Source organism: Spirulina sp. CS-785/01 (assembly GCF_028330525.1).
Classification (GTDB): domain Bacteria; phylum Cyanobacteriota; class Cyanobacteriia; order Cyanobacteriales; family Spirulinaceae; genus JAQMSD01.
This window is the reverse complement of the sequence record NZ_JAQMSD010000069.1, coordinates 1-7,222: the sequence shown is the minus strand read 5'-3', so window position 1 is coordinate 7,222 and position 7,222 is coordinate 1. Positions and strand designations below refer to the sequence as shown.

The window sequence follows — 7,222 nt, the reverse complement described above, 5'->3', positions numbered from 1 at the left end:
TGGGTTAAGGGTTAAGTTAAGTATCAGAAAGCTTTGGGTTAAGGGTTAAGTTAAGTATCAGAAAGCCTTGGGTTAAGGGTTAAGTTAAGTATCAGAAAGCCTTGGGTTAAGGGTTAAGTTAAGTATCAGAAAGCTTTGGGTTAAGGGTTAAGTTAAGTATCAGAAAGCTTTGGGTTAAGGGTTAAGTTAAGTATCAGAAAGCCTTGGGTTAAAACCCAAGGCTAATAGCTTAAACCCGTTGAAAACGGGTTTAGAATTTAAAGGTTAAGTGCCAGAAACCGGGTTTCTTTAGGCCAACTTCCTCCTTTCTCCTTCCTTCTGCCCTCTGCCTTAATTCCCCCTTCTGCCTTCTGCCTTCAGAAGAACGCTGTTAAGGATTGACTAGATAGTAGATTCCTAAAATGTCCATGGGGAGATGAGGTTTGACTTGTACTTTGCCTTCTTGGGTGATGGCCCGGACTCTGGCGTGGGATTGGGCTAAGTGGCGCGATCGCATTTCGGCAATTTCCCCCAATTCCTCCTCCAAATCCCCCAACCGTCCCAGTAAACGGTCAAGGGTCATCCGTTTACGTTCAATGGGAAAATCCGCCACAGGTGCAACATTCTCCAACAGAGTGAGGGTGTCTTCTGGGGTTAACCAGTCGGGGGTACTGGGTGAACCTGTAAACCCTCGGACTAAACATTCTTCGGCTAATAACGCTTGGTGACGGGGACTATCCAAGAGATGGCGTAACCGAAAAAGTAAAATCACCGTGGGTTTACTCACCGCATCTGTCACCGTAAAGCCACACCGTGCCGCCACTGGGTCAGACAATCCTTCTAACGCCCCTTCTAGTAAATGACGGGCTAACCCCTCCACTAAAGGATGATTGCGCCCAATATATTCTACCCCTTCCGGTGCAGGGGTGGTAAAGGTAATCAAACGGGGTTCATTCCCTAAAACCGCCTGTACACAGTAGGGAATATGGGGTAAATACCAGCCCTGCTTTTTCTTCACCAGAGAGGCATTTAACCGCCCACAGGCACTTTGTACAAACTGGGCCACATCCTGTTCACTGCCTAAAATTTCCTCAGACTCAATTAACTCCTGTTCCACGTCTTCGGACTTAATGGCCCGTTGGGCAAAACGAGTCCGGTTTTGCTTTTCCTTCTCCACGGCCCGGTCCCAACTGGCATGGACTTCTGCCACAGGAGAGGTATTATCTTCGAGTAATTCCAATAACGATAACTGACGCACCTCTGTTGCTTGTTCAAATAGGGATTGAAAAACCGCCTCTTGTACCGTATTACTATCCATCGGCACAGGAACGGTAATTCCCAAGCTGCGGTGAATTTTAACCGCTTTACGGAGTAAAACCTCTAAAACCGATCCATCCACCGGGTTATCCTCCCCATATAACAACAGACATTTCACCTGTTCGGCGGCTTGTCCATAGCGGTCAATGCGGCCTTCCCGTTGTTCGAGGCGATTAGGATTCCAAGGTAAATCATAATGCAACACGGCGGTAAAATAGTCTTGCAGGTTCACCCCTTCACTCAAACAGTCGGTGGCCACCATCACCCGTTGGGGATAGTCGGTTAACTCCTGTAAACGGATTTCCCGTTCATCCTCGGACTGTTCCCCTGTAATGGCAATGACACGGGTTTGACCGCCTTTTTTCTTCTCTAATATTTCCCGTAATTCCTTCGCCACATAATTGGCAGTGGCAATATAGCGACACCAAATAATCGGGTTATACCCCTCCTGTAAGAGTTCCTGTACTAACTTCAAGGTACTCTGTAACTTATTATCTTTTTTCCCGTATAACGTCTCAGCCGCTTTGACAAACGCCCTCAGTTTGCGCTTCTCGCTGTCTTTATACGATTGTTGGCCTTGTTCGACTACAACTGAGGGGACAATATCCACCGCTTGTTCTTGTTCGGTGGGATCATAGACATAAGTTGCGAAGTCTTCATCTAAAATGCTCAAGTCTTCTGACTCTTGGTCAGTGAGGGCAGTTTCCCGTTTACGAATTTGACGGGAAAGGGTGGTCACTGCTGCCGCCGGAGAGGACATGACACAGCGAATAATGGCTAAGGCAGACCAATAGCGGCCCCGTCGTTGGGCGTAGGATAAGGAGGAGTCGGCACTCCGGACTAAACCTCTGGCAAAGTCATAGACTTGTTCAAATAACTCTCGATAGTCTTTGCTGAGGGTGTAGGCGGCCTCTAAAGCGTTTCGTTGGGGGAAGGGGGTGGTGTTCCCTAACCAATGCTGCACATCGGCGCGACGGCGTTGGATAAAATGGCGGGCCAGGTCTTTTCTTTCTTGTTCGGTGAGGGAGTCAATGGCCAATTGTTCAAAGTCAGGGTTTAACAGTCCCAACAGGGATAAAAAGGAGGATTCAATGCCACTGTGGGGGGTGGCGGTTAATAAAACTAGGTGGCGGTTGGGTCTGGCGGCGATTTTCTGAACTAATTGATGTCGTTGTTGGGTTGAGCCAGTATTATTGCGATTACTACAGGTGTGGGCTTCATCAACGATAACTAAATCTGGGCAGTGGGTGAGAAAACTGGCTCGGCGACGGTCTGATTTGGCATAGTCTAAACTAACAATCAGATGGGGATAATAACTAAAAATATGACTATCTCCGGAGGGAAGTCCCCGTTCGAGCTTGGAGACTGTGCCAGAACGGACGACAACGGCATCAATATGGAATTTTTGCTTTAATTCTCGTTGCCACTGATCACAGAGTTGAGGGGGGCATAAAACGGCAATGCGTTTAATTTCGTTGCGGTCTAGGAGTTCACGGGCAATGAGTCCTGCTTCAATGGTTTTGCCGATGCCTACATCATCGGCAATGAGTAACCGGACGGTTTCTAGGCGTAAGGCCATGAGTAATGGCACTAACTGATAGGGCCGAGGCCGCACGGATAACCGTCCTAAACAGCGAAAGGGTCCGGCCCCACTGCGTAAACTGAGACGGGCTGCATTGAGGAGGAGTTTTGCTGCGGTATGATCTTGAATATCTTGGGCTTCGGGTGGGGGAAATTGGGCGGGTGTAATGGGTTCTAATTCTAGGGGGGTAAAGATGCCACAAATTTGTTCTTCATTGCCACTCAAGGGACGCAAGCGGATGATGTCGGGGTTGGCTGAGGGAAGGACAACCCAAGTGCGATCGCGGCAAGCAACAATAGAACCGGGATCAGGATAAGAAACCATGGAACTGGAAGTAGCAGTGGTCATAGAAACCTAAGATGATTCATTTCTGCTCAACAATCTAACTTGTTTACCAAAAATAATGGGTCTAAAGCCCCGTCCTGCTAGGACGGCTTTTTTGGTAAACTGTAGAAATTGACCTCCTCACTCCTCACTCCTTCCCCCCGTGAGGGCTGGCTTCCCAATTTGGCCGAAAATTGCGTATTGTAAAGAATGAGGGGCGTTAAAATCCTGAAAATGTCGCCTCACAGCCATCTCTGGCTAAATTTTTGTTGCAACCCCACCAAAGAGAATGCACCCAACCAGTGTTAGTTTTACCCAAAGTCAAACCACTCCCCCAGAAACCGTCCTCCTCAAAGATGATCCCCTCTGGTTTAAAGATGCGGTGATCTATGAAGCCCCGGTTAAAGCCTTTGCCGATAGTGATGGGGATGGCATTGGTGATTTTTGTGGCCTCACGGAAAAGTTAGACTATTTGCAAGATTTGGGGGTGACTGCCCTTTGGATTTTACCCTTTTTTCCCTCGCCGCTTCGGGATGATGGCTATGATATTGCCGACTATAAAAGCGTCAACTCGATTTATGGCACATTAGAGGACTTTCAACAACTCCTCGATGAGGCCCATGGGCGAGGCATTCGTGTGATTATCGAGTTAATTGTTAATCATACCTCAGACCAACACCCGTGGTTTAAACGGGCTAGAAAAGCCCCCCCCGATAGTCCAGAACGGAATTTTTATGTCTGGAGTGATAACCCGGATAAATATCCCGATGTGCGGATTATTTTTCAGGACTTTGAAACCTCAAATTGGGCCTGGGATCCGGTGGCTAAAGCCTATTATTGGCATCGGTTTTATTCTCACCAACCGGACTTAAATTATAATAGCCCCGACGTACAGCAAGCGGTTCTGGATGTGGTGGACTTTTGGTTAGGGATGGGGGTGGATGGCCTGCGGTTGGATGCGGTGCCCTATCTCTACGTGAAAGAAGGGACCAATGGGGAGAATTTACCGGAGACACACGGCTTTTTACAGAAACTGCGATCGCACATTGACGACAACTTCCGCAACATCATGTTACTGGCCGAGGCCAACCAATGGCCCGAAGATGCCGCCGCGTACTACGGCCAGGGGAATGAATGTCACATGAACTTTCACTTCCCCCTCATGCCGCGTTTGTTTATGGCCCTCCGCATGGAGGACAATTTCCCTATTGCAGACATACTGAAACAAACCCCCTCTATTCCCGATAACTGTCAATGGGCGTTATTTTTACGCAACCATGACGAACTAACCCTAGAAATGGTCAGCGATGAAGACCGGGACTATATGTATCGCACCTATGCCCAAGACCCCCAAGCACGGATTAATTTGGGCATTCGTCGCCGTTTGGCCCCCCTGTTGGGGAATGATCGACGACAGATCGAACTGTTAAACGGTCTGTTAATGTCTCTCCCCGGTACTCCCGTGTTATACTATGGCGATGAAATTGGCATGGGAGATAATATTTATTTAGGCGATCGCGACGGAGTACGCACCCCCATGCAATGGAGTGCCGATCGCAACGCCGGATTTAGTCGCGCCAACCCCCATAAACTCTATCTCCCGGTCATCCTAGACTCAGAATATCACTACGAAGCCCTGAACGTCGAAGCCCAACGGGCCAACCCCAACTCCCTCTGGTGGTGGATGAAACGCTTACTTTCCGTTCGGGCCCGCTTCCAAGCCTTTGGCCGCGGGGCCTTTGAGTTACTCTATCCCGAAAACCGCAAAGTATTGGCCTTCACCCGCACTTATGCCGGAGAACATCTTTTAGTCGTGGCCAACCTTTCCCGCTTTGTGCAAACGGTGGAACTCGATCTGAGTCCCTTCCAGAACATGATCCCCATCGAAATCTTTGGCCGTACTAAATTCCCGGCCATTGGCAAAGACAACTACTTCCTCAGCATCAGTCCCCACTCCTTCTACTGGTTTATGTTACAACCCGTAGAGGAGTTACAATCCCCTCTCCCCCTCTCCTCGGGAAAACTCCCCACCCTGGAAGTCCAGGGCAAATGGCAAAATGTCTTCACCCAAAAGACCGCCAAAACCAGCCTAGAATCGGCATTAAGTCGCTATCTTTACACCTGCCGTTGGTTTCGAGGCAGTACCCGAACCGTCCAGTCCACCCAAATTATTGATACCATCCCCCTCCCCTACAGTGACCACGAAGCGCAACTCACCCTGTTACAGGTGGAATATACCGAAGGGTTGCCCCAAATGTACTGGCTCCCCATTACTTACGGTGTACAACCGGAAAAAGAGCAATGTATTGCCCAGATACACAATGAGAATGAGGGGGGTTATCTGTTTGATGCGATCGCAGACTTAGACTTCCTCACCATCCCCCTCAAATTAATCGGCAAAAAACAACGAGTCAAGGGCAAACTCGGCCAACTCCATGCCCTCCCCACGGCCATGTATCAAGAGATGATGTCCACAGGGACCCAACTCGAACCCCACCGTTATCGCGGCTTTCAAGACAACAGTTCTATCATTTATGGGGATAGTGCCATCTTTAAACTCTATCGCCAAGTCGAACCCGGCATCAACCCAGACTTAGAAGTCGGTCAATTTCTCACCGAACGGAAATATCCCCAGAGTGAAGACAGTTCCACCTCTCCAAGCGTGGCCCCCGTGGCCGGCCTATTAGAATATCGCCGCAAAAATAACGACCCCATCACCATCGGAGTCTTACAAGGGTATGTCCCCGAAACCCAAGATGCGTGGTTTTATACCCTAGACACCTTGCGGAGTTACTTTGAACAGGTGATGGTGACAGATCATGATCTCAGTCAACTCACCTTTCCCTCCCTCAACTTAGGCATGACCCAGGAAATAGAACGGCCTGAATATGTCTATGATATTTTGGGGTCTTATTTAGCCTCCGTGCAACTGTTAGGAGAACGCACCGCCGAGTTACATATTACCTTGGCCTCAGACCCAGATCATGCGGCCTTTGCCCCAGAACCCTTTACCTCCTTTTATCAGCGTTCCGTATATCAATATAGCCGGAACTTAGCAGGCCAAGTGATGTTAGAGATGCGGAAGCATTTAGATAACTTCCCCAATGGAACGCAACAGTTAGCCCATACAGTTCTCAACCGCCAAGACCAGATTTTAAATCAGTTTAGCTTGTTGTTGAACCAGAAAATTACGGCCTTACGCACCCGTTGTCATGGGGCCTATCATTTAGGCCAGGTGCTTTATACCGGGAAAGACTTCATTATCATTGACTTCAAAGGAGAGAAAAATCGGCCTTTGAATGAACGACGCATGAAGCGTTCTCCCTTGCGGGATGTGGCCGGGATGATTCAATCTTTTAATTATGCGGCCAATATTGCCCTACGGCGAGAAGTAGAAAGCGGTATAATACGGGCTGATAAGTTCCCGATTATGGAACAATGGGCAGCGTTTTGGTTTAATTGGGTGAGTGTCACCTTTCTGCATAGTTATCTCACTACAGCCCAAGCAGGGAATTTTCTCCCCAATACGGAACAGGAGTTACAGGTGTTACTGGATGCCTATTTGTTAGAAAAAGCCCTTCATGAGTTAGAGCAAAAACTCACGAAACATCCCGAATGGGTAGAAATTACCCTACAACGGATTGTTAATTTGTTGGAGGTAGAACAGTAGTGGGTAACGCTTGAAGGCGTACTACAAAAAGCTCTGATCTTTTGTTATACTTGGGTTAAATGCCTGTACTGTTAAGAGGTACAGGTATTTTTTTTAGGGTTGCTGAAGCTGCGATCGACAATTAATAATAAATAATTAATAATTGAGGGTTTAGTTCATTGTAAGTTAGGTAAAATGTAGCGTAATCTAACTTTCAAAAAGTGAAAAGAGATTCAATGACCCCCACCTACTTCGTGAGGTGGGGGAGTGGGGAGAGATAACCTTCCCGTAGCTGCGAATAGCTCTCCAGGGGTATTGCGGATTAACACTACTGGTCGTTTCTCTAGACCGGATTAGCTGTAAGGGGGCGG

At 48.2% G+C, this 7,222-nt stretch carries 2 protein-coding genes; one reads left to right on the top strand and one right to left on the bottom strand.

Annotated features, from left to right (window positions below):
* Positions 1–370 precede the first annotated feature (370 nt).
* Positions 371–3,226, bottom strand: a complete 2,856-nt coding sequence (locus PN462_RS03845; RefSeq protein ID WP_272126646.1) for a helicase-related protein — start codon at positions 3,224–3,226, stop codon at positions 371–373.
* A 265-nt stretch (positions 3,227–3,491) separates the two neighbouring features.
* Here PN462_RS03845 and treS point away from each other — a divergent pair, with 265 nt between their 5' ends.
* Positions 3,492–6,872, top strand: coding sequence for a maltose alpha-D-glucosyltransferase (gene treS / locus PN462_RS03840; protein WP_272126645.1), 3,381 nt, complete (start codon positions 3,492–3,494; stop codon positions 6,870–6,872).
* The last annotated feature ends 350 nt before the right edge of the window (positions 6,873–7,222 follow it).

What these genes read in the sequence shown, in the direction of transcription:
- PN462_RS03845 (WP_272126646.1), bottom strand. Translation starts at nt 3,226, where the DNA reads ATGACCACTGCTACTTCCAGTTCCATGGTTTCTTATCCTGATCCCGGT.
- treS (WP_272126645.1), top strand. Translation starts at nt 3,492, where the DNA reads ATGCACCCAACCAGTGTTAGTTTTACCCAAAGTCAAACCACTCCCCCA.